Source organism: Stutzerimonas chloritidismutans (assembly GCF_038562055.1).
Classification (GTDB): domain Bacteria; phylum Pseudomonadota; class Gammaproteobacteria; order Pseudomonadales; family Pseudomonadaceae; genus Stutzerimonas; species Stutzerimonas chloritidismutans_A.
Genome location: NZ_JBCFXD010000002.1, coordinates 111,984 through 135,321 on the forward strand (window position 1 = coordinate 111,984; position 23,338 = coordinate 135,321).

General features: G+C 57.4%; 25 protein-coding genes and 1 tRNA gene. 6 read left to right on the forward strand and 20 right to left on the reverse strand.

Annotation, left to right across the window (positions count from 1 at the left end):
* Positions 1 to 30 precede the first annotated feature (30 nt).
* The 16 genes from AAGW23_RS03895 to aspS all read right to left on the reverse strand — a co-directional run bounded on the left by AAGW23_RS03895 (position 31) and on the right by aspS (position 13,842).
* Positions 31 to 1,527, reverse strand: coding sequence for an acetyl-CoA hydrolase/transferase family protein (locus tag AAGW23_RS03895; RefSeq protein WP_102834757.1), 1,497 nt, complete (start codon positions 1,525 to 1,527; stop codon positions 31 to 33).
* Between the two features lie 195 nt (positions 1,528 to 1,722).
* Positions 1,723 to 1,798: transfer RNA gene (locus AAGW23_RS03900), tRNA-Lys, on the reverse strand.
* A 52-nt stretch (positions 1,799 to 1,850) separates the two neighbouring features.
* Entirely contained in the window at positions 1,851 to 2,525 is a 675-nt protein-coding gene (gene queC / locus AAGW23_RS03905) for a 7-cyano-7-deazaguanine synthase QueC (RefSeq protein ID WP_342405055.1), read from the reverse strand.
* 48 nt (positions 2,526 to 2,573) lie between these two features.
* Entirely contained in the window at positions 2,574 to 3,221 is a 648-nt protein-coding gene (queE, locus tag AAGW23_RS03910; protein ID WP_342405494.1) for a 7-carboxy-7-deazaguanine synthase QueE, read from the reverse strand.
* A 116-nt stretch (positions 3,222 to 3,337) separates the two neighbouring features.
* Complete coding sequence (gene ybgF, locus AAGW23_RS03915) at positions 3,338 to 4,165, reverse strand: tol-pal system protein YbgF (RefSeq protein ID WP_342405057.1); 828 nt, start codon at positions 4,163 to 4,165, stop codon at positions 3,338 to 3,340.
* 6 nt (positions 4,166 to 4,171) lie between these two features.
* Positions 4,172 to 4,675, reverse strand: a complete 504-nt coding sequence (gene pal, locus AAGW23_RS03920; RefSeq protein WP_342405058.1) for a peptidoglycan-associated lipoprotein Pal — start codon at positions 4,673 to 4,675, stop codon at positions 4,172 to 4,174.
* A gap of 50 nt (positions 4,676 to 4,725) precedes the next feature.
* Positions 4,726 to 6,027, reverse strand: a complete 1,302-nt coding sequence (gene tolB, locus AAGW23_RS03925) for a Tol-Pal system beta propeller repeat protein TolB (protein ID WP_342405059.1) — start codon at positions 6,025 to 6,027, stop codon at positions 4,726 to 4,728.
* Complete coding sequence (tolA, locus tag AAGW23_RS03930; RefSeq protein ID WP_342405060.1) at positions 6,024 to 7,028, reverse strand: cell envelope integrity protein TolA; 1,005 nt, start codon at positions 7,026 to 7,028, stop codon at positions 6,024 to 6,026. The genes tolB and tolA overlap by 4 nt, the downstream gene beginning before the upstream one ends.
* Positions 7,028 to 7,480 (reverse strand): protein TolR, encoded by a 453-nt coding sequence (tolR, locus tag AAGW23_RS03935; RefSeq protein WP_342405061.1) that lies wholly within the window; start codon positions 7,478 to 7,480, stop codon positions 7,028 to 7,030. The genes tolA and tolR overlap by 1 nt, the downstream gene beginning before the upstream one ends.
* Before the next feature lie 12 nt (positions 7,481 to 7,492).
* Entirely contained in the window at positions 7,493 to 8,185 is a 693-nt protein-coding gene (gene tolQ / locus AAGW23_RS03940; RefSeq protein WP_073300710.1) for a protein TolQ, read from the reverse strand.
* A gap of 2 nt (positions 8,186 to 8,187) precedes the next feature.
* The gene (gene ybgC / locus AAGW23_RS03945; RefSeq protein ID WP_342405063.1) at positions 8,188 to 8,631 is read right to left on the reverse strand and encodes a tol-pal system-associated acyl-CoA thioesterase; all 444 of its coding nucleotides are present in this window, start codon (positions 8,629 to 8,631) and stop codon (positions 8,188 to 8,190) included.
* A 51-nt stretch (positions 8,632 to 8,682) separates the two neighbouring features.
* Complete coding sequence (gene ruvB, locus AAGW23_RS03950; RefSeq protein WP_342405064.1) at positions 8,683 to 9,735, reverse strand: Holliday junction branch migration DNA helicase RuvB; 1,053 nt, start codon at positions 9,733 to 9,735, stop codon at positions 8,683 to 8,685.
* A gap of 147 nt (positions 9,736 to 9,882) precedes the next feature.
* Positions 9,883 to 10,488 (reverse strand): Holliday junction branch migration protein RuvA, encoded by a 606-nt coding sequence (ruvA, locus tag AAGW23_RS03955; protein WP_342405495.1) that lies wholly within the window; start codon positions 10,486 to 10,488, stop codon positions 9,883 to 9,885.
* An 84-nt stretch (positions 10,489 to 10,572) separates the two neighbouring features.
* Positions 10,573 to 11,097 (reverse strand): crossover junction endodeoxyribonuclease RuvC, encoded by a 525-nt coding sequence (ruvC, locus tag AAGW23_RS03960; protein WP_342405496.1) that lies wholly within the window; start codon positions 11,095 to 11,097, stop codon positions 10,573 to 10,575.
* 147 nt (positions 11,098 to 11,244) lie between these two features.
* Positions 11,245 to 11,991 carry a YebC/PmpR family DNA-binding transcriptional regulator gene (locus AAGW23_RS03965; protein ID WP_342405065.1) on the reverse strand — a complete coding sequence of 249 codons (747 nt, stop codon included), beginning with the start codon at positions 11,989 to 11,991 and terminating at the stop codon, positions 11,245 to 11,247.
* Positions 11,992 to 12,066: 75 nt separating this feature from the next.
* The gene (aspS, locus tag AAGW23_RS03970) at positions 12,067 to 13,842 is read right to left on the reverse strand and encodes an aspartate--tRNA ligase (protein ID WP_342405497.1); all 1,776 of its coding nucleotides are present in this window, start codon (positions 13,840 to 13,842) and stop codon (positions 12,067 to 12,069) included.
* Positions 13,843 to 14,213: 371 nt separating this feature from the next.
* Here aspS and AAGW23_RS03975 point away from each other — a divergent pair, with 371 nt between their 5' ends.
* Together AAGW23_RS03975 and AAGW23_RS03980 are read left to right on the forward strand one after the other, a co-directional pair.
* The gene (locus AAGW23_RS03975) at positions 14,214 to 14,684 is read left to right on the forward strand and encodes a Dps family protein (protein WP_045428739.1); all 471 of its coding nucleotides are present in this window, start codon (positions 14,214 to 14,216) and stop codon (positions 14,682 to 14,684) included.
* Between the two features lie 293 nt (positions 14,685 to 14,977).
* Complete coding sequence (locus tag AAGW23_RS03980; protein WP_342405066.1) at positions 14,978 to 15,619, forward strand: cold shock domain-containing protein; 642 nt, start codon at positions 14,978 to 14,980, stop codon at positions 15,617 to 15,619.
* Between the two features lie 51 nt (positions 15,620 to 15,670).
* Here AAGW23_RS03980 and AAGW23_RS03985 read toward each other — a convergent pair whose 3' ends face one another.
* Positions 15,671 to 15,877, reverse strand: a complete 207-nt coding sequence (locus AAGW23_RS03985; RefSeq protein ID WP_342405067.1) for a SlyX family protein — start codon at positions 15,875 to 15,877, stop codon at positions 15,671 to 15,673.
* On the reverse strand, positions 15,877 to 16,305 hold the full coding sequence (locus tag AAGW23_RS03990; protein WP_342405068.1) for an HIT domain-containing protein: 429 nt from the start codon (positions 16,303 to 16,305) through the stop codon (positions 15,877 to 15,879). Before AAGW23_RS03990 ends, AAGW23_RS03985 begins: the two co-directional genes overlap by 1 nt.
* A gap of 457 nt (positions 16,306 to 16,762) precedes the next feature.
* Between AAGW23_RS03990 and AAGW23_RS03995 the strand changes: the two genes are divergently transcribed.
* From AAGW23_RS03995 to AAGW23_RS04010, 4 genes are all read left to right on the forward strand, one after another.
* On the forward strand, positions 16,763 to 18,019 hold the full coding sequence (locus AAGW23_RS03995; protein WP_342405069.1) for an OprD family porin: 1,257 nt from the start codon (positions 16,763 to 16,765) through the stop codon (positions 18,017 to 18,019).
* Positions 18,020 to 18,184: 165 nt separating this feature from the next.
* On the forward strand, positions 18,185 to 19,900 hold the full coding sequence (locus AAGW23_RS04000) for a proline--tRNA ligase (RefSeq protein WP_342405070.1): 1,716 nt from the start codon (positions 18,185 to 18,187) through the stop codon (positions 19,898 to 19,900).
* A gap of 8 nt (positions 19,901 to 19,908) precedes the next feature.
* Positions 19,909 to 20,856, forward strand: coding sequence for a hypothetical protein (locus AAGW23_RS04005; RefSeq protein WP_342405071.1), 948 nt, complete (start codon positions 19,909 to 19,911; stop codon positions 20,854 to 20,856).
* A gap of 7 nt (positions 20,857 to 20,863) precedes the next feature.
* Positions 20,864 to 21,436, forward strand: a complete 573-nt coding sequence (locus AAGW23_RS04010; protein ID WP_342405072.1) for a lytic transglycosylase domain-containing protein — start codon at positions 20,864 to 20,866, stop codon at positions 21,434 to 21,436.
* A gap of 30 nt (positions 21,437 to 21,466) precedes the next feature.
* On the opposite strand, the gene AAGW23_RS04015 is transcribed toward AAGW23_RS04010, so the two are convergent.
* Both AAGW23_RS04015 and AAGW23_RS04020 read right to left on the reverse strand, forming a co-directional pair.
* Positions 21,467 to 21,928 carry a TlpA disulfide reductase family protein gene (locus tag AAGW23_RS04015; RefSeq protein ID WP_342405073.1) on the reverse strand — a complete coding sequence of 154 codons (462 nt, stop codon included), beginning with the start codon at positions 21,926 to 21,928 and terminating at the stop codon, positions 21,467 to 21,469.
* Positions 21,929 to 21,962: 34 nt separating this feature from the next.
* The gene (locus AAGW23_RS04020; RefSeq protein ID WP_342405074.1) at positions 21,963 to 23,183 is read right to left on the reverse strand and encodes a virulence factor BrkB family protein; all 1,221 of its coding nucleotides are present in this window, start codon (positions 23,181 to 23,183) and stop codon (positions 21,963 to 21,965) included.
* Between the last annotated feature and the right edge of the window lie 155 nt (positions 23,184 to 23,338).

The following is a 23,338-nucleotide window of genomic DNA, read 5'->3' on the forward strand; positions in this document are numbered from 1 at the left end:
GCCCGCCGACTTGCGTCGGCGGGCTCTGCATCACTTACCCTTGAGCATGTGTCCGCGCTCTTCGAGATTGGTGTGCCAATCCATTGCCTCGTGCAGCAGGTGTGGCGTCTGCCCACCCTTCTTGCAAGCCGCGTCGAAGTAGGCGTTCAACGCATCACGGTAGGACGGGTGCACGCAATTATCGATGATCGCTCGCGCACGTTCACGCGGCGCCAGACCACGAAGGTCAGCCAGCCCCTGCTCGGTCACCAGGATGCTGACGTCGTGCTCGGTGTGGTCGACATGAGCGACCATCGGGACGACGCTGGAGATGTTGCCACCCTTGGCGATCGACTTGGTGACGAAAATGGCCATATGCGCGTTACGAGCAAAGTCACCCGAACCGCCGATGCCATTCATCATCTTGGTGCCGCCAACGTGGGTCGAGTTGACATTGCCGTAGATGTCGAATTCAAGTGCGGTGTTGATGCCGATGATGCCGATACGACGCACAAGCTCCGGGTGGTTGGAAATTTCCTGCGGACGAAGTACCAGCTTGTCCTTGTACTTTTCCAGGTTGCCGAACACGCGGTTGTTGCAGCGCTCGGACAAGGTGATGGAGCAGCCGGAAGCAAAAACCATCTTGCCCGCATCGATCAGATCGAAGGTGGAGTCCTGCAGCACCTCGGAGTACATCACCAGATTTTCGAATGGCGAATCGATCAGACCGCACATCACTGCGTTGGCAATGTTGCCGATACCAGCCTGCAGCGGGCCGAGACTGTTGCTCAGACGACCTGCATCGACTTCCTTCTTGAAGAAGTGGATCAGATGGTTGGCGATAGCCTGAGTCTCATCGTCCGGCGGGGTGACTGTGGAATAGGAGTCAGGCTGGTCCGTGACGACGATAGCAGCGATTTTGGCCGGATCGATCGGGATGGCGCCTGTGCCGATGCGATCATCGACTTTCAGCAGGGGAATCGGCTGACGATTCGGCCGCTCACCTGGGATGTAGATGTCGTGCAGACCTTCCAGGTTGGGGTTGTGTGCCATGTTCAGCTCGATGATCACCTTATCGGCAAACAGAGCCAAGTTGGCGGAGTTACCCACCGACGTGGTCGGCACGATGTGACCATCTTCCGTGATCGCAACGGCCTCGATGATGGCGAGATCGGGTTTCTTGATTTGGTGGTTACGCATCTGCTCGACGGTATGCGACAGGTGCTGGTCGATGAACATGACCTCACCCGCATTGATCGCCTTGCGCAGCGCTGCGTCCGCCTGGAAGGGCATACGACGAGCCAGCAGACCGGCCTCAGCCATCAGGCCGTCCAGATCATTGCCGAGGCTGGCACCGGTGATCAGGCTGATTTTCAGCGGGTTTTCCTTGGCGCGCTTGATCAGCGCCATGGGAACGGCCTTAGCCTCACCGGCACGGGTAAAACCGCTCATGCCGACAGTCATGCCGTCGAGAACATGGGTAGCGGCCTCGTCGGCGCTCATGACCTTGCTATGCAGGGAGGACAAGCGGATGCGATCAGAATACATTTGAGCCTCGAACCACTGTGAAATCGGAAGGTCGCAGTCTAGTACGTTTAAAGACGCTCGGGTCACATACCAAGGTCGTAGAGGAATTGACCTTAATAACCGTGTTGCACGCTCGTTCTTGTAAATTTATAAACTGCGGATATAAAAAAGCCGGATGACCTTTCGGCCTCCGGCTTTTCGTTCCCTTAGGGAATTTGGTGGGTCGTGTGGGATTCGAACCTACGACCAATTGGTTAAAAGCCAACTGCTCTACCAACTGAGCTAACGACCCGACGCGGAGCGCATAATACTGATTTGATTGAGTAAATCAAGTTTTTTTAGGATCACTTGTAGCGGGTAGGGTCAGGGACACCAGCTTCGTCGAAGCCGACTGCACGTAATCGGCAGCTGTCGCACTTACCACATGCGCGCCCATCCTCGTCTGCCTGGTAGCAGGAAACAGTCATGCTGTAGTCAACACCTAAACGCTCGCCAGCTTGGATGATTTCGCCCTTGCTCAGGCTCTGCAGCGGAGCATGAATGGTAAACCCACGCCCTTCTACACCCGCCTTGGTGGCCAGATTTGCGAGTCGCTCGAAAGCCTCGACAAACTCCGGACGACAATCCGGATAGCCTGAATAGTCGACTGCATTCACACCGATAAAAATATCTTGGGCATTCAGCACTTCAGCCCAACCCAATGCCAGCGAGAGAAACAGGGTGTTGCGTGCCGGTACGTAGGTGACGGGTATTCCTTCCCCTAGCTCTTCAGGCACGGCGATACTGCTATCGGTCAAAGCCGATCCGCCAATCCCGTTGAGATTCATACCAATAACCTTGTGCTCAACTACGCCCAAATGTTGAGCCACCCGCTCGGCAGCCTGCAGCTCTGCTCGATGACGCTGGCCATAATCGAAACTCATGCTGTAGCAGGCATAACCGTTAGCCTTGGCCATCGCCACCACGGTGGCCGAATCGAGCCCGCCGGACAGAAGCACTACCGCCTTTTTACCAGTCATCGTGAATACCTGTGAATGTCTCTGCGAGCTGCAGCAACTTACCGCCGGTCAATGGCCAGGGACATCGTTCCAAAGAATTTTATGCAGCTGCAGCTGCAGACGCACCGGAAGGTTATCACTGACGATCCAGTCGGCCAGCGCGCGTGCATCCACCTGTCCGTGACTAGGCGAAAACAGCACCTCACCCACCCGCGCATCCAGCCGGTACTCAATCAGCTTTGATACTGCCCAGTCGTAATCTTCGCGAGAACAGATCACAAACTTGATCTGATCATTAGCCCTCAGATGCCCAATGTTCTCATAGTGATTGCGCGCCACCTCTGCCGAACCTGGGGTTTTCAAGTCCACTACCCGACTCACCCGCACATCAGTCATCGATATGTCCAGTGCACCACTGGTCTCCAGCGAAACTTCATAACCGCCATCGCATAGACGTTCCAGCAGCGGGATGCAGTTCGGCTGAGCCAGCGGTTCACCACCGGTAACGCACACATAACGTGGCCGATACTCGGCGATGCGGGAAACAATTGCATCGAGCGACATGACTTCTCCGCCATTGAAGGCGTAAGCGGTATCGCAGTACTGACAGCGTAGGGGGCAGCCGGTTAAACGCACGAACACAGTGGGCAACCCACTGGTGCGCGTCTCTCCCTGCAGCGAGTAGAAAATCTCGGAAATTCGTAAAGTTGGATGCATATCAGCCACGGGCGTGACGGCTAAACAGGCCATCCGCCTCCGTTGCGGGAAAGGGGGCGCGATTCTAACGAAAAACCCGCCTGATGGGCGGGTTTAAAGCGGAGCAAAGGTTAGCTCTATCGATTCAACTGACGCTGGGCCAACTGCGCAGCCGAGCTATTTGGGTAATCGGCGATGACCTGACGAAGGATTCCGTTGGCCTTATCACGGTTACCCAAACGCAATTCCACATCAGCGAGTTTGTACAGCGAATCAGGAACCTTGTTGTGCTGAGGGTAAGCCTGGCTAACCTTGGCGAACGCCTGTCCTGCACCCTGTAAATCCCCCTTGGCGAGATTCACTTCGCCCAACCAATACTGGGCATTACCAGCATAAGGACTGCTCGGATACTTGCGTAGAAAAGCAGCAAAGGCTTGGCTGGCCTTATCGAAGTCTTTTGCCTTGATAAGGTCAAATGCGGCGTCGTAATAGAGCTTTTCCTTTTCAGGATCGGCCGATTGACTGCCTGCCGATTGTGGTGCAGAGCCTCCGTTTGGGGCCTGTACCGGACCACTGGCATCGATGGCACCAGCAGCTGAAGAATTCTGACTGGCCGATCCGCCCGTGGAGGCGCCCGACAAGCGACGATCTAGATCTTGATAGCGTTCCAGCCCTTCTTGTTTCAGGCGCTGAATCTCATTCTGTTGCACTTCCAACATCCCGCGCAGTTGCGCGATCTCTTCCTGCATTTGCTGCAACTGCACGAAGAGCATGCCCTGCGCCGAAGACGGAGCTGACGCCCCGCCTCCGACATAGGCACCGCCAGTATCCGACCCGGCTGAATAGCCTGACCCGACCGCACCACCTTGGGCTTGCGAGTCATAATCAACAACCGGAACCTGAGCTGTCACAGAGAGTGGCAGACCAAGTGCGAGAAGCGTCAGAGCATAACGGTGCTTGAGCATGGTTTATTACTTACGCAGTTCAACGCGACGGTTCTGAGCCCAGGACTGCTCGTCGTTGCCCATGGCAACCGGACGCTCTTCACCGTAGGAAACCAGCTCCAGCTGCGCAGGCGACACGCCCTGCAGCACCAGATAACGCTGAACGGCTTTGGAACGACGCTCGCCCAGAGCCATGTTGTACTCGCGAGTACCACGCTCGTCAGTGTGGCCTTCCAGAACAACGCGGTTGCCAGCGGACTTCAGATCCCTGGCATGAACGTCCAGAGCGCGCATGGCTTCCGGCTTCAGGTCCGAGCTGTCGTATTCGAAGTAGAAAGTAGTGATAGCGCGCAGAGCAGCTTCTTCGCTCATGCTGCCGTCAACGGCGCCGCTATCAGCACCGTAACCAGCGTTCGGATCAATGGCAGTGGAGCCTTCGCCAGAGTCGTCGCCGCCCTTAGACGAACAACCAACAGCTACGGCCATAGCCAGAGCCAGCGCAGCGAACTTACCGAATTTCAGCATTTCCATGTGTAACAACCCCAGGTGTGTTTTTGGTTAGGTAAAGCGTTGATACCGCATCAGTTCAGGTAAGGGGACCACGATGGCTCACGGACTTCGCCTTGAGCAGTAGGAAGCGGGAGCCTAACTCGACCATTGATTGATACGAGCATCAAGACTCCCCGGCCCTGCTGGCGGGTCGCGTAGATTAGCATGGTGCCATTAGGCGCAACAGTGGGCGACTCATCTAAACTTGTCTCGGAAAGAATGCGCAGATTCCCACGCTGCAAGTCTTGCGCCGCCACCTTGAAGTTTGTGTAGCCCTCCTGACGGTGAATCATGACCAGCGTTTTTTCATCTGCCGACAGCTTCGGGTTGGCGTTGTAGTTGCCAACAAAGGTGACGCGCTCGGCGTTATTGGTTCCCAAACGCTGCTTGTAGATCTGCGGTTTGCCGGCACGATCTGAGGTGAAATAGATGGTACGCCCATCAGCACCCCAGAAAGGCTCGGTGTCGATTGCGTAATGATCAGTCAGACGCTGCAACTGACGCGAGCCTAGGTCCATCACATAGATCTCGGGATTGCCATCTTTCGACAATACAAAGGCAAGGCGATTGCCATCCGGCGAAAACGCGGGCGCGCCGTTAAGCCCTTCAAAATTGGTGATCTGTTCGCGACGACCAGTATCGATGTGCTGCATGAAGATACGCGGTCGCTTCTGCTCGAACGAGACGTAGGCAATACGGCGACCGTCCGGCGAATAGCGCGGCGAAAGAATCGGCTCGCGGGACTGCAGCAAGGTTACTGCGCGAGCACCGTCATAGTCGGAGCGTTGCAGTGTATAGCGTGTATTCGCACCACCAAGACGCTCAACGGTCACATACAGAAGGCGGGTCGAGAACGCGCCTTTTATGCCCGTGAGCTTTTCAAAAGCTTGATCAGACGCGTAATGCGCCATGTCCCGCAGCTGGTCCTGAGAACCACCAACGGTGCCGGTCAAAACCTGCTGCTCGGTTGTTACGTTGAACACCTCATAGCGAATCTGCAGCTTGCCAGCGCCCGGCGTGATGTTTCCGACCATGACGTACTGCGCACCGAGAGCCTTCCAGTCACGAAAGATAATCTCAGTGCCGCGGGTAGGCAGACTGATCATGTTCTGCTTGGGAATAGGCTGGAAGATTCCTGAGTTACGCATGTCATTGCCGATTATCTCGGCCATGTCTTCAGGCAGCACGGTACCACCCTGCCAGCCAAACGGAACCACCGCGATCGGAATGGCGCGATCGGCACCGCTGGTAACGACGATGTTTTTCTCCTGCGCAACTGCGTTGCCCAATACGAATAGGAGAATAACGATGAAACCTCGAAAGTAATTGATCACAACGCTAGATCCTCAGGCGTAAATGTCATCGTGAACGAGCGATACGGCTGAAAGTCCTGTGCAGAGAGCCCCTGCATTTCGGTCAGCCGACCGATATTCTTTACTGCCGCTACTGCGGAACTGTCGAACGGAGCATCACCACTGGAACGTGAAACTGTCGCAGCGGTAATGGTGCCGTCCGGCAGCATGTTGACTCGTAACGTAACCGACATGTTATTTCGCGCCGAGGGTGGCCGGGTCCAGTTTTCAGCGGCACGCATGCGAATCAGATCGTCGAAATTTCCGGAGGTCTGATCGCCCTGGGTATCAGCCAGCGCCTGCTGTCGCTCCGTATCATCGGACAGCAGCTCGGCCAGTGCCTGTGCCTTCTTGTCTTCAGCGGCTTTGCGGGCGGCCTCGGCTGCAGCTTTCTTTTTTGCCTCCTCGGCGGCTTTCTTCTTTGCTGCCTCAGCGGCCGCTTTTTTCTTCGCATCTTCTGCAGCTTTCTTTTTCGCCGCTTCGGCTGCTGCCTTCTTCTTAGCTTCCTCAGCGGCTTTTTTCTTCTGTGCTTCTTCGGCCGCTTTCTTCTTTGCAATCTCCGCCTGCTTCTGTTGCTCGGCTTTCTTTGCCTCGTCAGCTTTCTTGGCCTCGGAGGCCTTCTTTGCCGCATCAGCCTTCGCTGCCTCGGCCTTTCGAGCCTCGTCAGCCTTTTTTTGTTCCGCAGCTTTTGCGGCCGCCTGCTTTTGCTGTTCTACCTTGCGCTGTTCCAGCTGTTCGGCTTCATATTGCTTTGCTGCGGTCTTCTGCGCTTCGCCGGCGATTTTCTGGTTCGTTTGTACCTTCGCCTGACTCTGGGATTTCAGCTGATACAGAGTGGCCTGGACGATAGGCTTGGACGGCGGCAGTTCTGGCGTCATGGCGAAGCTGACGAACAACGCCGCAAAAATGATTACATGCAGGCCCACTGCCAGAATGGTGGGCCAATAGAGGCTCTCAGAGCGCGAACGATCCAGCTGCTGCATCAAGGCGCCTCGGTAATCAGGCCGACGTTACCCACGCCCGCCTCCTGCAATCCACCCATGGCCGCCATTACAGAACCATAAGCCACGGCTTTATCGCCTCGCACGAAGACCTGGATCTGCTTACCCTGACTGCGGTTCTGGTTCATGATCGCGGTAACCGCCTTGGTCATTTCCTCGAGCGTCAACGCCTTGTCCTGAACGGTATCGGTGTCGACCTCGCTGCCGATGTTCCAGTAATAGGTCTTGTCGGCTTTGATCGAGATTGTCAGCACCTGCGCATCGTTATCCTGAGGCAGCACTTCGCTGCTGACCTTTGGCAGGTCAACCTTCACGCCCTGGTTGAGCATTGGGGCGGTCACCATAAAGATCACTAGCAGTACCAACATCACGTCGATGTACGGCACCACGTTCATCTCGGCGACGGGTTTGCGTCTGTTGCGAATTCTTGCCATGGCCTATGGGCCTCAATCTTCGGAGGTGTGAACTTTGCGATGGAGGATCGCCTGGAACTCATCGGCAAAGGTGTAGTAACGACCGATGAGCATCTCGCCACGCGCCGCGAAGCGGTTATAAGCAATGACCGCTGGAATTGCCGCAAAAAGACCGATTGCCGTGGCAATCAGTGCTTCGGCAATACCCGGCGCAACCGTGGCCAGCGTGGCTTGCTGAACCTGAGCCAGTCCGCGGAAAGAGTTCATGATGCCCCACACAGTACCGAACAGGCCGATGTAGGGGCTGGTGGACCCCACTGTTGCCAGGAACGGCAGCCCCTGCTCGAGCTTTTCTTCTTCACGTGAAATAGCTACTCGCATCGCACGGTTTACGCCATCCATCACAGCGTCCGGATCGACACCCTGCTGTTGACGCAGGCGAGAAAACTCCTTGAAGCCAGCACGAAAGATCTGCTCGACACCCGAGTCCGGGTCCGGATTGCTTCCAGCCTGACGATAAAGCTTGGACAGGTCGATACCCGACCAGAAACGCTCCTCGAAAGCATCCAGGGAACGCTTGGCGGCTCGGATCATATTGCCGCGCTGAAAAATCAAGATCCATGAGGTCACCGAGGCGCCCACCAGAATCAGCATCACCAGCTGAACCACAAAGCTGGCGTTGCTGATCAGGCTCCACATGGACATATGATCGACGTTGGATTCCACGCTTACTCTCCTGCTGGGGGTAGACCCGACCCGACGAAAGCGGCACGCAGCAGCTCTGGAATAGGACGGGGTTTCAAACTCTTGGTGCGCACACACGCCACCACGAACTGCCCTTCGCAGAGCAGTACATCATCTTCAGCTCGCCGCACCTGCTGTTTGAAACGCAGGCTTGCACGCTTCACTTCGACCACTTCGGCTGTCACCAGCAGTTCGTCGTCCAGACGCGCCGGCGCGTGATAACGCGCTTCACTGGAATGCACGACAAAAAGCAGGTCTTCACCAACCAGCTGCGACTGGGCAAAACCCAGGCTACGCAACCGTTCGGTACGGGCCCGCTCCATGAACTTGAGGTAATTGACGTAATAAACGATGCCACCCGCATCGGTATCTTCGTAGTACACGCGACAACGATGGGAGAACAATTGAACTTGTGATTCCGCGCGCATACTAGTGCCAGGCCCTGCAATTGCCAATTGGGTAAAACAAAGAAATTTTCGTCACTCTGTGTCGCCACTGAAAAGATCGGGAGTCGGTGTATCCCCCAGGCGTTTCGGAAGGTTCAAACCAAAGTGCAAATAGGCGTGGCGTGTGACGACTCGCCCCCTTGGGGTGCGCATGATGTAACCCTGCTGGATCAGATAGGGCTCAAGCACATCCTCGATGGTATGACGCTCTTCGCTGATGGCAGCCGCCAGGCTGTCGATACCAACCGGACCGCCATCGAACTTCTCGATCAGCGTCAGTAGCAGCCGGCGATCCTGATGATCCAGGCCGCGCTCGTCGACATCGAGCATGTTCAGCGCGAGGTCCGCCGTATTACGGCTGATCTCGCCATTGCCGCGCACTTCGGCGAAGTCGCGCACCCGACGGAGCAGGCGATTGGCGATACGCGGGGTGCCGCGGGCGCGCCGGGCGATTTCGACAGCCCCTTCCGCCTCGATGGGTAGACCGAGAATTCCTGCTGAACGAGTGACAATGGTTGCCAGATCAGCTGTTGAGTAGAACTCAAGACGCTGGACGATGCCGAAACGGTCGCGCAGCGGATTGGTGAGCATGCCGGCCCGCGTCGTCGCACCAACTAGGGTAAACGGCGGTAGGTCGAGCTTGATCGAGCGTGCGGCGGGCCCTTCACCAATCATGATATCGAGCTGAAAATCCTCCATCGCGGGATAAAGCACTTCCTCCACAATTGGCGACAGCCGATGGATCTCGTCGACGAACAGCACATCACCTTCTTCCAGATTCGTCAGCAGCGCCGCCAGATCGCCTGGCCGCTCGAGCACGGGCCCCGAGGTGCTTTTGATCGACACGCCCATTTCCTGCGCGATGATATTCGCGAGCGTGGTCTTGCCCAGGCCCGGCGGACCAAAGATCAGCGTGTGATCCAACGACTCTTTGCGCCCACGCGCAGCACGGATGAAGAGATCCATCTGCTCGCGCACTACCGGCTGACCAACATATTCGGCCAGGCTCAGCGGACGGATCGCACGATCGAACTGTTCTTCGCGCTCACGGCCAGTGGCCGTGATGAGCCGGTCAGCTTCGATCATGAGCATCCACCTTCAGCCAATTCCGTTTCAGGCAGATCCGCCACGAACTGCGATACCTGGCGCAACGCGGGCGCGACAGCAGAGAGAAGCAACGGCGCGCCAGTACGCTTCGAGACCGACGCCGTGGTGAACATTTGATATCGCACGCTAGACCATTCCCTTTAGTGCACGGCGGATCAGGTCTTCACTGCTCAAATCTTCTTCCTGTACGGCGGAGACGGCTCGGCTCGCCTCTTGCGGTTTGAAGCCAAGGGAAATCAATGCGCTAACTGCGTCACTCTCGGCGCTTGAGACTGTCACAGCACCGCGAGGTTCCACTACAAGCGTGGCGATGGACGGCATAGTCTCCCAGGCCTTGAAACGATCCTTCAGCTCGACCAGCAGGCGCTCGGCGGTCTTCTTTCCAACCCCCGGGATCTTGACCAGCACCGAAGTATCCTGCGCCTGGACACAGCGCACCAACTCATCCACTTCAAGGCCGGACATCAAAGCAAGGGCTAGCTTCGGCCCAACACCGTTGAGCCGAATCAGCTCCCTGAACAGCTCTCGGTCGCGCTTTTCAGCAAAGCCATACAGCAGATGCGCGTCTTCACGCACCACCAGATGGGTATGCAGCGTGACCGGCTCGCCCACCGTAGGCAGGCGATAAAGAGTGGTCATTGGCACCTCAAGCTCATAACCGATGCCATTGACGTCGAGAATCAAATGAGGCGGCTGTTTCTCCGCCAGGGTCCCGCGCAAGCGTCCAATCACTGTGATACGTCCTCGTTCGATCGATTTGGAACCGATCGGATTGCTCACAACCTGCCTCCGGGCTTCAACGCCGGAGAGGTTCGACTACAGCCGCAGGCGTCCGGCTCTTCGCTTGGCACCAGCAAGGCCATGCGGAATAAGGCTCTGACGATGATGTGCATGGCACAGCGCAATTGCCAGAGCGTCAGACGCATCAATTTGCGGCTTCTGAGTCAATTTCAGCAGGTGCATTACCATCATCTGCACCTGCTGCTTGTCCGCCCCACCCGTTCCTGCAATCGCCTGCTTGACCTGGGTGGCAGTGTATTCGGAGATCTCGAGGCCCTGCTCGGCAGCCGCCACGATCGCAGCCCCTCGCGCCTGCCCCAACTTCAAAGCGGAGTCCGCGTTGCGCGCCATAAACACCTGCTCAATGCCCATCGTCACAGGACCGTGGAGCCGAATGACTTCGCTGACGCCACAGAATACTGCCTGCAAGCGCGCCGAAAGCTCACCGCTGCCCGTGCGAATGCAGCCCGAGGCCACGTATTCGCAACTGCGACCGTTATCCCGCACCACGCCGTAGCCGGTGATTCGTGAGCCCGGGTCTATCCCGAGAATTAGCGTCATGACACCGCCATACTGTCTATTTATCCAGCCGCCAGTATAAGGACGCCCCTTCTCTACGGCCAGAGACATAACGAGGCAGCAGGCGCTCCTCGAAAAAAAACCGGAAGCACCTTTGGTGACTTCCGGCTCTTTATTCATGGCAACGGATCAGTCCAGCTGCTCCATGAGCTCATCCGAAATCTCGGCGTTATGGTAGACGTTCTGTACGTCATCCAGATCTTCCAGCGCATCAATCAGGCGAAGCACTTTCTGCGCAGTCTCCAGATCAGTGACCGGCGCCGCGATCGACGGGATCATGGCGATGTCCGCCTCGTCACCCTTGAACCCGGCCGCATCCAGCGCTTCATTGACGGCATGAAAATCCGTAAAGCTGGTAGACACCAGAGCCGAGCCGTCCTCCGCCATTTCCACGTCGTCGGCGCCGGCTTCCAGCGCCGCCTCCATCAATGCGTCCTCGTCTATGCCTGCGGCAAAGCTGATCTGACCCTTGCGGTCGAACATGTAGGCCACCGAGCCATCCGTGCCGAGGTTGCCACCGTGCTTGCTAAAGGCATGGCGCACCTCAGCCGCTGTACGGTTACGGTTGTCTGTCATGGCCTCGACGATGACGGCGACGCCGCTGGGCGCATAGCCTTCATAGGTCAACTCGACGACATTGTCGGCCTCGTTGTTGCCCGCGCCCCGCGCGATGGCACGGTCGATCACGTCGCGCGACATGTTCGCTACCAGTGCCTTGTCGACCGCCAAGCGCAGACGTGGATTGTCTGCGGGAATAGGCCCGCTCTTTGCGGCGACCGTCAGCTCGCGAATGAGCTTGGTAAAGATCTTGCCGCGCTTGGCGTCCTGACGCCCCTTGCGGTGCTTGATGTTGGCCCATTTGGAATGACCAGCCATTAACTGCCTCCCTTTCCGATCAACTTTTCATCTTGCTGAAACCAAGAGCCCAGGTTTCCCTGGGCTCTTGTGCCGTCATTCGGCTTTCGGCTGCTCACGCAGGCGAATATGCAATTCACGCAGCGCCTTGCCATCCACCGCACCTGGCGCCTGGGTCATGACATCCGCGGCACTCTGGGTTTTAGGGAAAGCAATGACTTCACGAATCGATTGCGCGCCGGTCATCAGCATCACCAGACGGTCAAGGCCGAACGCTAGCCCGCCATGCGGCGGTGCACCGAACTTGAGCGCGTCGAGCAGGAAGCCAAACTTTTCGTCCTGCTCTGCTTCATCGATGCCCAGGATGCGGAATACCGTCTGCTGCATTTCCTTGCGGTGAATACGGATCGAACCGCCCCCCAACTCAGTGCCGTTGAGCACCATGTCATAAGCACGCGACAGCGCACCTGCAGGGTTGGCCTCAAGTTCTTTTGGCGTGCATTTCGGCGCGGTGAACGGATGATGCAGCGCGCTGAGCGAGCCGTCGTCGTTCTCCTCGAACATCGGGAAGTCGACCACCCACATCGGCGCCCACTCGCAGGTCAGCAGCTTCAGGTCATGGCCAAGTTTGATGCGCAGCGCGCCTAGCGCCTCGGATACGATCTTGGCCTTGTCCGCGCCAAAGAAGACAATGTCGCCGTCGACGGCACCGACGCGATCAAGGATCACGTTGAGCTTGTCTTCCGGGATGTTCTTCACGATCGGAGACTGCAGTCCCTCGACGCCCTTGGCGCGCTCGTTGACCTTGATGTACGCCAGCCCTTTTGCACCGTATATGCCGACAAACTTGGTGTAATCGTCGATCTGTTTGCGCGGCATGCTCGCACCGCCCGGAACACGCAGCGCGGCGACGCGACACTTGGGATCGTTCGCCGGACCGCTGAACACTTTGAATTCGACCTGCTGCAGCTGATCGGCAACATCAACCAGTTCCAGCGGAATACGCAGATCCGGCTTGTCGGAGCCATAGCGACGCATGGCTTCTTCGAACGGCATGTGCGGGAAGTCGCCGAACTCGACGCCCAGCACTTCCTTGAACAGCTTGCGCACCATGCCCTCGGTGATCCCGATGATGTCGGACTCTTCCAGAAAGCTGGTTTCAATGTCGATCTGGGTGAATTCCGGCTGACGGTCTGCGCGCAGATCTTCATCGCGGAAGCACTTGGCGATTTGATAGTAACGATCGAAACCCGCGACCATCAGTAGCTGTTTGAACAGCTGGGGCGACTGGGGCAGTGCGAAGAAGTTGCCGGCATGGGTGCGGCTAGGCACCAGATAATCACGCGCGCCCTCAGGGGTCGGGCGTCCGAGGATGGGCGTTTCCACGTCGAGAAAGCCGTTTTCGTCGAGGTAGCGGCGAATGCTGGCAGTGATTCTCGAGCGCAGCTTGAGCTTCTCGGCCATTTCTGGTCGGCGCAGATCAATGAAGCGATAACGCAGACGAGTTTCCTCACCGACATCGCTGTACTCATTGAGGGGGAACGGCGGAGTTTCCGCCTCGTTGAGTACTTCGAGTTCGTAACCCAGCACTTCGATAGCGCCGGACGTCATGTTCGGGTTAACCGCACCAGCCGGGCGCAAGCGCACCTTACCGGTAATCTTGATTACGTACTCGCTGCGCACCTTGTCTGCGGCGGCGAAGGTCTCGGCACGGTCGGGATCGAACACGACCTGAGCCAGGCCCTCACGATCACGCACATCGAGGAAAATAACCCCGCCGTGGTCACGGCGACGGTGAACCCAGCCGCAAAGAGTGATTTCCTGGCCATCCAGGCTTTCGTTCAACTGGCCGCAATAGTGGCTGCGCATCATGGTGAGGTTCGCTTCTCGCATCTTGAAAATTCGTTGGGTCGCTCGAATCGCGACTGTGCAGACGGCTGCCAACTGGCGCCCCGCCTGAGATGTCAATCGTCGGCAATGGAGGGATCAAGCACCGGCACCTCAGTACTTCCTCGCACGGCAAAACGAGCCGCCCGACACAAGCGCGGGATTATATCTGCATAATCATTTCAACGCAGCCGACTGCCGATAGGGTCAAGCAATCGAGGCCATAACCACCGTTACTGAACTGAAGTCGTCACCCCCCTTCCAATCTCTAGATCGCCGCTGCCAGCGCAGCGTCTCACCAAAGACACTCATTTTCTGGCATAAATGTCAGCGAATTCACTAAACGGGAGATAACCATGGAAATCGACATCGGTATTGCCGAACAGGATCGCGCTGCTATTGCGGAGGGCTTGTCCCGCCTGCTGGCCGACACCTATACCCTGTACCTGAAGACTCACAACTTCCACTGGAACGTGACAGGGCCCATGTTCAATACCCTGCACACTATGTTCGAGACGCAGTACACGGAACTGGCACTGGCTGTGGATGACATTGCTGAGCGGATCCGCGCACTGGGCTTTCCGGCTCCGGGCACCTACGCGGCCTATTCGAAGCTTTCATCAATCAAGGAGCAAGAGGGCATCCCCGCTGCTGAAGAGATGATCAAGCTCCTGGTTGAAGGTCAGGAAGCCGTAGTCCGCACGGCACGTGGCATTTTCCCGCTACTGGAAAAAGTGAGCGACGAGCCCACTGCGGACCTACTGACTCAGCGCATGCAGATCCACGAGAAAACTGCCTGGATGCTGCGCAGCTTGCTGGCCGCCTGACGGCCAACCAGCGTATACGCTTGCAAACGGGATAGCCGCTTGACGCGGTTATCCCGCCGCCCCCTTCAGTGCGAACCGCACGCCGGAACGCTCAACACAATTCATCCCACCCTCGCTCAATCCACAGCCTCAACCGTACCGAATTGAGCGACGCCACTCTTTACTGTTAAATTCGCGCGCGCCGCAGGCAGGGCACCATCAAATATGAGCGATCGCCGCACTTACGCTCAGCGTCTCCACTTGCCCGAAAGCCTGCCGTTTTCTGTCGTGCTATTTAACTGCGAGTCATAAGAATGCTTAAGATCCTTCATGTATTAACGGGCGTAGCCGCCCTGATGTTATCGTTCGTACCCAGCTTGACCGGTGCCATGCCTCTGCTGGTTCAACCCGCAGCGTTGTGCCTGCTGCTTCTGGGTCTGCTAAATGTGCAGTTCGCCGCCTCAACTCAACTGAACACTAACGGGCATGCCCGTCCGCTTTTATTCGGCGCATCCGCACTGCTAATCGCTTCAGCTGCCATCCAGACTGCCATCGTATTGATTCCAGTCGCCAGCGTCGCAGGCCAGCCGGCAACCTTGGCCAGTCTCATGCTCGCTTTTATCGCCGTTCTGCTGCAATTGGCAACAAGCCAAACCAAGGCCCCAAGCGCGAGCAACTCCAACCGCGGCTCTGGCAAAATCCGCAAAGCCCAGCCCAGCCACGCCACTGCTCCGACAGCAGGACGCGAGACTGGCACCGTCAAGTGGTTCAATACTTCAAAGGGTTTCGGTTTCATTTCCCGTGACAGTGGCGACGACGTCTTTGTCCACTTCCGGGCAATTCGAGGCGAAGGCCACCGGGTACTGGTCGAAGGCCAACGCGTCGAATTCACAACCATGATGCGCGACAAAGGCCTTCAGGCTGAAGACGTAGTCGCCGATCAGCCGAACCACTGACCGCTGAGGCAGAGCGCCAGCACGCCCTGCTGTTATAAGGCCGCCGCCCTGTCAATAATGGGGCGGGGGCGCTTCGTCTCCCTCCCCCTCCACCCTGCTTTGCAGATCCTCCTGCCGCCTTGCGAGCAAGCCCAACTGCGCCTGCAGCCGGTCCACCGTACGCTGCTGTGCGACCAGTACATCGCTTAGTGTCTGAATAGTGTCGTCCTGAAAAGCCAGGCGCGCCTCCAAGTCGGCAATGCGTTGCTCCAAATCCATTACCTGCCCTCCTCGAACTGAAAGCCATTAGCGAGGACGAGCTTCAGCTTTTGGCTGATACCCGCCAGCTGCGCTTCGCTATAAGGCTTGGCCGACTGAAAGCCCCACACCGGGGCCGGCCAGGCGGCGTCGCCCCGCCTACGGGCAATCACATGCATATGCAATTGGCTTACGACATTGCCCAGTGTTGCCACATTCATCTTGTCCGCGCCAAAGGTGTCTTTGACTATTTCCGCCAGGGCCGTCGCCTCTCGCCACAACAGTTGCTGATCGGCAGGATCCAGCTGAAACAGCTCACTGACCTCCTCGCGACGGGGCACCAGGATGAACCACGGATAACTGGCATCATTCATTAAAAGCAACCGACATAACGGAAAATTGCCCAGCGTCACCGTGTCCTGCTGCAAGCGTTCATCGAGAACGAACATAACGGTCTCCTTTACCTAATTTGATGTCGGCGCCAGCTAAGCTTTGCCTGATCGTTTGCGGCAGGATACTCCAGCACCCGAAAGCGATCAGCAAGGCAAGCGCACCAGCGAGGTGCACGCAGGTTCGCACCCAGCCCTGCTTTAGCGCGACCGGCAACATGCATCAACTCCAAACGTCGCGGAAAATCAATAAATTGTTTTTGTGCACGGTTATTGCTTTGAGTAAAAAAGCTGCATGAACGGGGGAAGAAAATCGCGGATAGCTGAGTTAAGCTTGCTCGCGCCAGTTTACCCAGCTACACAGTAATTCTCGGAAATACATTCCAGGCTTGCTGCAGGTCACGACCAGCTAGGCAAACGAAGGACTCAATTGAGCTTGTATACCGAAAATAAAGATGCCTCTTTCCGGCGCACGCAGGAAAGCAAGCACCAATTTGAAACCAAAGGAGCAATCACAATGCAAGTGATGAAGTGGAGCGTTATTGCAATGGCCGTTGCGGCCGGCACGTCGCAAATGGCTTTTGCATCTAGCCAGTCCGAATCGGAAGGCTTTGTTGAAGGCAGCAGCCTGACCATCCTGAACCGTAACCTTTATATGAACCGTGATTTCCGTGACGATGCTTCCCAAAGCTATCGTGAAGCATGGGGCCATGGCTTTATTGGCACCTTCGAGTCAGGCTTCACCCAAGGCACCATTGGCGTCGGCGTCGACGCAATTGGCCTCCTTGGCGTCAAGCTTGACAGCGGCGAAGGTCGCGCCTGGCCGGACATTTTCCCGAAGGACAGCGAAGGCAAGCCGCAAGATGACTATTCCTCGGCCGGCGTAGCAGTCAAATTCCGCGTTTCAGATACCGTACTGAAGTACGGCACTCAGTTTGTGGCCCTGCCGGTCTTTTCCACCGACGACGCCCGCCTGCTGCCAGAAACTGCACGCGGCGGCCTGATCACTAGCAGTGAGATTGATGGGCTTGAGTTGAACATCGGTCGCTTCACTGCCCTGAGCGCAAAATCTGAAGCGGACCATGACTCCGTTGGCCTAGAAGAGATCAACCTCGTCGGTGGCACCTACGCGTTCAGCGACAGCCTGAGCACCTCGCTGTACTACTCGGACGTAAAAGACGCCTTCGAGAAAGTCTACGGCAATGTCAACTATAACTTGGGCCTTGGCGCAGACCAGTCACTGGCTTTTGACTTCAATATCTACCAGACAGAATACGAGTCGGAATTCACCGGCACCGGTAGCGACGAAGACAATACTATCTGGAGCCTTGCTTCAACTTACTCCCTTGGCGCTCATAGCTTCACGGTCGCTTATCAGAAGTCCCACGGTGGCTACGATACAACCGGCTACACGTACGGCATCGACGGCGGCGGCACTGTATGGTTGAGCAACTCGGTCCAGTATTCCGACTTCTATTACGAAGACGAACAATCCTGGCAGGTCCGTTACGACCTGGACATGACTACTTATGGCGTTTCCGGGTTGAGCTTCATGACTCGCTATGTTGACGGCAGCAACATCAACATGGGTGCTGGCAACCCAGACGCAGAAGAGTCCGAGTGGGATATCGAAGCTAAGTACGTATTCCAGGAAGGCCCAGCCAAGGACCTGTCCCTGCGTGTCCGCCAGGCGTTTTATCAGGCCACCAACGGCTTGGATAACGACTTGAGCGATACCCGCCTGATCGTCGAGTACCCGCTGAGCATCCTGTAATACAGGCCTATCAGTTGTAACTCGAGCTAGAAGAGAAGCCCGGCCCTGCGCCGGGCTTCTTCGTTTCTGCGCGCGCATACTATCGGAACGATTCTGTACGTTGCCCTGTCCTGGCCGTACAATGCCGGGCCAAATTCTCCGCTCTGCAAGGACACAACGGCCCACATGCGCACCAGTCAGTTCCTGCTCTCGACCCTCAAAGAAACGCCTTCCGACGCCGTTGTCATCAGCCACCAGCTTATGCTGCGTGCCGGGATGATCCGCAAGCTGGCGTCCGGCCTCTATACCTGGATGCCGATGGGGCTGCGCGCGCTACGCAAAGCCGAGGCCATCGTTCGCGAAGAAATGAACAAGACCGGCGCGCTGGAAGTGTTGATGCCTGGGATACAGCCTGCCGAACTCTGGCAGGAGACCGGCCGTTGGGAACAATACGGTCCTGAGCTGCTGCGCCTGAAAGACCGTCATGACCGCGAATTCTGTGTTGGCCCGACTCATGAAGAGATCATCACCGACCTGGCACGCAACGAGCTGAACAGCTACAAGCAACTGCCGATCAACTTCTACCAAATACAGACCAAGTTTCGCGATGAAATCCGTCCTCGCTTCGGCCTGATGCGCGGGCGCGAATTCATCATGAAGGACGCCTATTCGTTCCATGCTGACCAACAGTCACTGCAGGAAACGTATGACCGGATGCATGAGGCGTACTGCAAGATTTTCACGCGACTGGGATTGAATTTCCGTCCTGTGCAGGCGGATACCGGCTCCATTGGCGGCACCGGCTCGCATGAGTTTCATGTGCTGGCCGAGTCCGGCGAAGACGATATCGCATTCAGCGATAGCTCCGATTACGCGGCCAACATCGAGAAGGCCGAGGCGATCCCACGCGAGGCCGAGCGCGGCTCTGCAACCGAAGAGCTCCGTCTGGTGGATACCCCGAACTGCAAGACGATCGCGGCACTGGTCGAGCAGTTCCAACTGCCTATTGAAAAAACGATCAAAACACTGCTTGTGCGGAGCATCGAGAAGGACCAACTGGTTGCACTGATCGTGCGTGGTGACCATGAACTGAACGAGATCAAGGCGGCGAATCTGCCTCAGGTCGCACAACCGCTGGTATTCGCGACCGAAGCCGAAATCCGCGCCACCATGGGCGCTGGTCCTGGCTCGCTCGGCCCGCTGAACTTGCCGATCAGCTGCGTCATTGATCGCTCTGTGGCGCTGATGAGCGATTTCGTGGCGGGAGCCAACCAGGAGGACAAGCACTACTTCGGCGTCAATTGGGAGCGTGACCTGCCCCTACCTGAGGTGGCTGACCTGCGCAACGTGGTTGCAGGCGACCCAAGCCCCGATGGCGTCGGCTCGCTGATCATCAAGCGCGGCATCGAAGTCGGCCACATCTTCCAGTTGGGCACCAAGTACAGTGAGGCGATGAATTGCAGCGTGATGGGTGAGAACGGCAAGCCCGTCACCCTGACCATGGGCTGCTACGGCATTGGTGTGTCTCGCGTCGTCGCGGCCGCCATCGAGCAGAACTACGATGACCGCGGCATCCTCTGGCCGGATGCCCTCGCCCCGTTCCAGATCGCGTTAATCCCGATGAAGTATGAAAACGAGCTCGTCCGCGAAGCAACCGATAAGCTCTACGCAGAACTCACGGCGGCTGGCTACGACGTCCTCCTAGACGACCGTGACAAAAAGACCAGTCCAGGCGTCAAATTTGCCGATATGGAGTTGGTAGGGATACCGCATCGCATCGTTGTGGGCGACCGCGGTCTTGCAGATGGCACACTGGAATACAAGCATCGCCGTGATGCCGAAAGCCAGGCCGTCCCGGCTGCCGACATTCTCGAATTCATCAATTCCCGCGCCAGCCGCTGACGGAAATCATGCTCAACCGAAGTGCTTCAACCTGCGCCATGCTTTGCATGGCGCTTTTTATGAGCGGCTGCGCCAATCAGCTGCCTCAACGCAGCGAACAGGAAGCCCGCACCGAACGCAAGCTGCTCGATCACAGCCTGCGTATAGAGGTGGGCGCGCCATTGCTCGAGCTTCCCCAGCGGCGCATCCGCATACTCGATCAAAAGACCTTCGAGGTGACTGACTTCGAGGTGACGCGGCGCTATGACCGTTATACGCCCTACCAGCCCTGGCGCGAGCTGTACGAGATCCCGCTGGGCGCTGTAGCAGTGGTCGCGGGCATTGGCGCCAATGTGCTCAATGTGGTGCTGCTCGGCAACCTGCCGGAAAGCGCTACCCGCGACTGGATCAGCTATGGTTTTGCCGGTCTAAACCCTTTTATCAATGTCGAGTCCAACGGTCGATCGCAGCAGAACCTTGCCAGCCTCGACGAGCAACGACGCGACGCCCGGCTGGAGTATTCCAGCCTGCCATGGGCGGAGCGTCCGGTGCAGGTCATCGCAGCTAACGAGAAACACGAACTGAGCACCGACCGCAACGGCGTGCTGCGCTTGAATCTGCTTGATGGCCCCTTCTCAGATCAGGACATCAGCCAGGTTGGAAAACTCCAGTTGCAGGTCGAAGACTCGCAGGACGGCACCCGAGCTGACGCCACGCTTCTTGTCAGCCGCGCACTGCGTGGCAAGCTGCTCGAAGCGCACGATCTGATCTTCGATGACCTCGAAGGTGACGATGTCAATCAGTGGGTGCATCGCGTCAAGCGACTTTCAGAGCTTGGCCTGGAGGAGGAAGCCAGCGAGCTTGAACAGAGTTTGATTGAGCTGACCCGCAACGACCCAGACTTGCAGCAGGAGTTTCTCCAGACCCTGATGCAGGACGCAGGTCGTCAGGCACACGATACTGGCGAAGGCGACTAGCTGCGCCATGAAGCCGCTCCCGCTCCTATGGCTGCTGATGCTGCTCGCTGCCTGGCCAGTTTCTGCGACTGTTCGCCAGGCGCCGGAGCCAGAGCTTCGCGACCTGATGCAGCGCACCGTTGCTGAAGCTGAGAGCTTTCAGGATCGCTTTGATGCGGAAGTCTGGCTGCTTGATATGTCGACTCGACTGAAGCGCTACGTTCGTGACCCGCAGGAGCGTCTGACTTTTCTTCGTTTAGTGCATCAGGAGGCCAGCAAGGCGGGGCTCAAACCAGATATCGTTCTGGCACTGATCCATGCTGAAAGCCACTTCGACCGTTTCGCCATTTCCAGCGTCGGCGCGCAGGGCATGATGCAGGTGATGCCCTTCTGGAAGGCCGAACTGGGACGGCCGCAAGACAATCTGACCGACAACGCTACCAACCTCCGCTACGGCTGCACCATCCTCAGCTATTACCTGAAGAAGGAAAACGGTGACATCAACCGCGCGCTGGCTCGCTATAACGGAAGCCTTGGCAAGCATCACTACCCCGCAAAGGTGATCGGGTTCTGGCAGGACTTCTGGTACGTAAAACCGTAAATCCCCCAGCGTCACAGCCGCGAATTGCCGCTACCCTTCAGTTCGCAGCTTATCCAGCCGAGCTTGCAACCCTTCTGCCGTTTGTTCGCCAACCAGACTCTCGCGGACCTCACCGGCAGAATCGACGATATAGGTCACCGGCAGCACTGCACTGCGCGGCAGACCCAACCGCTCCGCCGGATCGACGCTAAGCACCCTGAAATCGATGTTCAACTGCTCGGCTGCTGCGGCCAGCTCTTCGCCTTGCAGCCCGTCAAAATTGACCCCCAGCACGGTGATGTCATCCCGCGACTGATCCAGTGCGTTCAGTTCCGGGATTTCGGTACGGCAAGGGCCGCACCATTCGGCCCAGTAGTTGATCAGCAGCCACTGCCCGTCGAGCTGCTGCGCCGTGACAGCTGCGCCGTGCTGGTCCATCCCCCAATCCTCACTACAGCCCACCAGCATCAAGCAGGCGAAGGCGCCGAGCATTCCGCTGAGTCCCCTTTTCATCCTCGTACACCTCATACTGCTGATCATCGGCCCGTCAGACCCGCTGCGACTGCAGCCAGTCCGCGACGCTACCACCAAAAAGATTGGCCTGCTCCCGCTGCAGCAGCTCCATAGATTGACGCAGCGTTGGATACCAGGGCTCATCCAGACGCTCCGGTAAGGCCTGCTTACCGGAGAGCGGCCAAGGGTTGGAGCGCAGCAGCTGATCAAAACTGTAGCTATTGAGATCGCGACAGAGCACCCAACCGGACGACCCGGTTCGACAGACAAGCTGCTCCTGCTCGAAGAACTCCAGGATCTCGTCCCACTCATCCTCGGGCAGTCTCCAACCGCTCCGGTGTGCGTCGCGCAGACGCACCTCACGCCCAGCCTTTTGACTCTCGTAAAACACCCGCAACAAGCCGAGCATGACCAGCAGACGCGGTACCGAACGTCGCCGCCACTGCTGCGATGATGACAACCCACAGACCAGCTCGGCCCCGAACAACACGATCATCCAGGAGAGATACACCCACAGCAGAAACAGCGGCACCGCTGCGAACGCCCCATAGATCAACTGATAGCTGGGAAAATAGCTGACATACAAGCCGAACAATTGCTTTGCCGTTTCGAATAGCACAGCAGTAAAGGTCCCTCCAACCAATGCATGCCGCAGCGGCACACGCGTGTTCGGCACGGCCGCATAAATCAGCGTGAATGCCGCAACACTGAGCAGCAGCGGCATTGCTTTCAAAACGGTGCGCGCGCCGATCAGCGCATGCGGGCCCGATATCAGCGATAACGACGTGATATAGGTGCTCATGGCGAACCCGGCCCCCAGCAGCAGCGGCCCAAGGCTAAGGATCGCCCAGTACAGCAGAAAGCTTGAGATTCCACGGCGCGGTTGCCGCACGCGCCAGATCACGTTGAACGCCTTTTCGATGGTCAGCAGCATCATCAAGGCGGTCGCCATCAAAAAACCCACGCCGAACCAGGTCAGCTGCCTCGCCTGGTCAGTGAACGCGACCAGGTAGTCCTGAATGGTCGCACCGGTGGAGGGAATGAAATTGCTGAAGATATACATCTGGATCTGCTCACCGATTCCCTGGAACGCGGGAATGGCGGACAGCATGGCGAAGGTCACGGTCATCATCGGCACCACTGCGAACAGAGTGGTATAGGTCAATGCGGCAGCGCTGTGTGGGCCGCGATCCGCAAGGAAGCGTTGTACCAGAAAACGACCGAACTCCAGAAAATCCTTGATCCGTTGATGCATTCAATCCCCTCGGTGCCAGTCGCGATCGTCGAAAACCGATTGCCCGCAGGCCAATAGCAAGCAAAAGCCTACCTTGGCAGACAGCCCTCCGCGACCACCGTTTCAAGCCCCACGGCTTTGAGGGTTAGAATGGCCGCCTAAACTGGCGCGAAGCA

Excerpts from the sequence above, each read along its gene's own strand:
- AAGW23_RS04020 (WP_342405074.1), bottom strand. The coding sequence starts at position 23,183 with ATGCATCAACGGATCAAGGATTTTCTGGAGTTCGGTCGTTTTCTGGTA.
- tolR (WP_342405061.1), bottom strand. The coding sequence starts at position 7,480 with ATGGCAAGAATTCGCAACAGACGCAAACCCGTCGCCGAGATGAACGTG.
- pal (WP_342405058.1), bottom strand. The coding sequence starts at position 4,675 with ATGGAAATGCTGAAATTCGGTAAGTTCGCTGCGCTGGCTCTGGCTATG.
- ruvC (WP_342405496.1), bottom strand. The coding sequence starts at position 11,097 with ATGACGCTAATTCTCGGGATAGACCCGGGCTCACGAATCACCGGCTAC.
- AAGW23_RS03995 (WP_342405069.1), top strand. The coding sequence starts at position 16,763 with ATGCAAGTGATGAAGTGGAGCGTTATTGCAATGGCCGTTGCGGCCGGC.
- AAGW23_RS04015 (WP_342405073.1), bottom strand. The coding sequence starts at position 21,928 with ATGAAAAGGGGACTCAGCGGAATGCTCGGCGCCTTCGCCTGCTTGATG.
- tolA (WP_342405060.1), bottom strand. The coding sequence starts at position 7,028 with ATGCAGCAGCTGGATCGTTCGCGCTCTGAGAGCCTCTATTGGCCCACC.
- AAGW23_RS03975 (WP_045428739.1), top strand. The coding sequence starts at position 14,214 with ATGGAAATCGACATCGGTATTGCCGAACAGGATCGCGCTGCTATTGCG.
- AAGW23_RS04010 (WP_342405072.1), top strand. The coding sequence starts at position 20,864 with ATGAAGCCGCTCCCGCTCCTATGGCTGCTGATGCTGCTCGCTGCCTGG.
- AAGW23_RS03990 (WP_342405068.1), bottom strand. The coding sequence starts at position 16,305 with ATGTTCGTTCTCGATGAACGCTTGCAGCAGGACACGGTGACGCTGGGC.
- ruvB (WP_342405064.1), bottom strand. The coding sequence starts at position 9,735 with ATGATCGAAGCTGACCGGCTCATCACGGCCACTGGCCGTGAGCGCGAA.
- AAGW23_RS03895 (WP_102834757.1), bottom strand. The coding sequence starts at position 1,527 with ATGTATTCTGATCGCATCCGCTTGTCCTCCCTGCATAGCAAGGTCATG.
- AAGW23_RS04005 (WP_342405071.1), top strand. The coding sequence starts at position 19,909 with ATGCTCAACCGAAGTGCTTCAACCTGCGCCATGCTTTGCATGGCGCTT.
- ybgC (WP_342405063.1), bottom strand. The coding sequence starts at position 8,631 with ATGCGCGCGGAATCACAAGTTCAATTGTTCTCCCATCGTTGTCGCGTG.
- AAGW23_RS03985 (WP_342405067.1), bottom strand. The coding sequence starts at position 15,877 with ATGGATTTGGAGCAACGCATTGCCGACTTGGAGGCGCGCCTGGCTTTT.
- AAGW23_RS04000 (WP_342405070.1), top strand. The coding sequence starts at position 18,185 with ATGCGCACCAGTCAGTTCCTGCTCTCGACCCTCAAAGAAACGCCTTCC.
- queC (WP_342405055.1), bottom strand. The coding sequence starts at position 2,525 with ATGACTGGTAAAAAGGCGGTAGTGCTTCTGTCCGGCGGGCTCGATTCG.
- AAGW23_RS03980 (WP_342405066.1), top strand. The coding sequence starts at position 14,978 with ATGCTTAAGATCCTTCATGTATTAACGGGCGTAGCCGCCCTGATGTTA.
- ybgF (WP_342405057.1), bottom strand. The coding sequence starts at position 4,165 with ATGCTCAAGCACCGTTATGCTCTGACGCTTCTCGCACTTGGTCTGCCA.
- AAGW23_RS03965 (WP_342405065.1), bottom strand. The coding sequence starts at position 11,991 with ATGGCTGGTCATTCCAAATGGGCCAACATCAAGCACCGCAAGGGGCGT.
- queE (WP_342405494.1), bottom strand. The coding sequence starts at position 3,221 with ATGCATCCAACTTTACGAATTTCCGAGATTTTCTACTCGCTGCAGGGA.
- aspS (WP_342405497.1), bottom strand. The coding sequence starts at position 13,842 with ATGATGCGCAGCCACTATTGCGGCCAGTTGAACGAAAGCCTGGATGGC.